The organism is Bacillus sp. JJ1127, from assembly GCF_036965845.1.
Taxonomy (GTDB): Bacteria; Bacillota; Bacilli; order Bacillales; family Bacillaceae_G; genus Bacillus_A.
Genome location: NZ_JBALQK010000352.1, coordinates 1 through 2,377 on the forward strand (window position 1 = coordinate 1; position 2,377 = coordinate 2,377).

Annotated in this window: 2 pseudogenes; both read right to left on the reverse strand. The window is 33.0% G+C overall.

The features are described 5' to 3' along the window. A pseudogene (locus tag V7183_RS24255) lies at nt 1-223 on the reverse strand (cell wall-binding protein); the annotation flags it as partial. 181 nt (nt 224-404) lie between these two features. Beyond that, nucleotides 405-1,546: pseudogene (locus V7183_RS24260) on the reverse strand (IS3 family transposase). Between the last annotated feature and the right edge of the window lie 831 nt (nt 1,547-2,377).

Consider the following 2,377-nt stretch of genomic DNA (forward strand, 5'->3'; position numbering starts at 1 on the left):
CATCAATGTGAGTATCTGAGCCTGATTTATCCGGCGATATTCCAAGTACTTCATAAATGTCTTTTACAATACCTAATCAAGTAATACCTACATCTACTACCATATCTATCCCTGCGCTAGCCTTATTTTCTGCAATAGAAGCCACGGAAAAAAGAATACCTAATGCTGCTGTCGCAGGAATTACCTTCTTTCCAATTCCAGTTGTTTTAAATGTGTTTTTCATTCTGTTATCCTCTCTTTGTGAAATTTTTTACTTTTAAATTGATATTTAGAAGTTCATCTTACTTTCAATATCTTTCAAAAGTCTTTCATAATTATTACAAAAGACTTTCATTTATTTTAATTTGTAATAAGGAAAGTATTAATGGATTTGGGTCAATATTTTGGACACAAAAAAGTTAAATCTAAGCTACTTTGCTAGCTAGATCTTCTATTGCTTGGGGAGTTTTATAACCAATGCTGCTATGAATCCTCTTGCGGTTATACCATCCCTCGATGTATTGAAATAATGCTAAGTTCGCTTGTTCAAATGTGGCATATTTTGTACGATATACTTCTTCTTTCTTTAAAATGGCATGAAATGACTCGATACAAGCGTTATCATACGGTCAGCCTTTCTTACTGAAAGAGGGCTTTATTTTATAATTCGCGAGTAAGGTTTGAAATTCCTGACTTGTATATTGTGTTCCTAAATCAGTATGTAGAATGAGACCTTCTAATGGTTTCTGAGTATAGTAAGCGTTTTCTAATGCTTTTACTACAAGATTCGTTGTCATATTTCGTGAAAATGAATAGCCAACATTTTTTTTAGAATACAAATCCATGACAGATGCGAGGTAACACCAACCATCTTTTTGCGTGTGAATATAGGTAATATCCGCTACCCACTTTTCATTGATTGTCGTTGTAGAGAAGTCTCGCTCTAATAGATTTATCCGTTCCTCTACAGTTGATTTTGATGAATGTGGTTTGTATTTCTTTAAGATAACGGAATGAATATCTTCTTTTTTCATGAGCCGTTGTACACGCTTTATGCTTACTTGTAATCCTTGTTCCAATAGTATTTGATGAATCTTTGGTGCACCGTAACGCTCTCCACTGTCTTGATGAATTTGTATAATTTTTTTGGTTAATTCTTCATTTTCACGACTACGCTTTGACTCTGTTTTGTGCTGAGATTGGTAGTAAGAACTTCTCGCTATTCCAAGAGTTTGGTACATCCTATGAACAGAGTGCGTGCCTTTTTGACAATCGATAAATTGGTGTAATTCTGTATCTTTTATTTTCTCGCGAATATGGCCATAGCTTTTTTTAAGATTTCATTCTCTTCTTTTAGACGAAGCATTTCTTTTTTCATTCGTTTTAGATCTTCTAGCGTCATTTCATCTTCATCAACTGATGTGATAGGAGAATATATTTTAATCCACTTATAAATGGTTACTTCTGATATGCCATACTCGCTGCTTAATTGTTTTACAGGTTGTCCCGAACGATATAATTCAACCACCATTTTTTTAAACTCTTCATTAAATTTCTTGTTTGTCATACGGACACTTCCTCCTTGAAATCCATTGTAAGGACTTAACTAAGTTGTGTCCATATGACTATACTAACTCCACACCTTAGCAATCTCTTTCGGCATTAAACCCAAAGCAACTCCTAAATTAACTTTATTCATAAACATAAATCTATTAGTTAAGATATAATCCGGTTCAACCAAAACAAAGCGTAATATTTTTTCAATCTCATGGTCAAGATACAAATGCCCTCGCAACACAACTTACAACTCATCTTCCGACTTAGTATCCTCGTTAAATTCCTTCAGCAATTCCTTCAGCTATTTCATCTGTATACTGCATATCCAGCCATCAATCCTATAATAAAAACACTTCTTCCAATTATTCTATCATCATTCATATACCAAATTTATAGAGGAAGCCCCAGCATTAAAACAAAAGACTTACCCGCTACACCAAATACAAAACAAGGAATACCACTAATTAGAATAACATTTCTCAATAAACAATATAACTTAACATGGTAAAATATTATTTGGATGGGAGTCCAATACATATTATTAAAATTAAGATGGTTCAAGTCGGAGGAAGGCACCTCATGGTGTCTTTTTTTAGTGGACAAAATAATATAAATTGTATTATAAAAATAAAAGGATAAAAAGAAAGGTAAGTGAATATCATAATTAATTTTGAACCGTTTAACCCAACTATAAATGACATAGCAATCAAACTTGCTATGGTACTGTTTATACCGTTATTCTTAGCATTGCTTGTCAAAGTAATACTGGTTCTGGTGCAAAAATAGAATAAAAGAGAATAAAGAGCATAGATTCCTAACGGAATCGTATCTTATGCTGCAA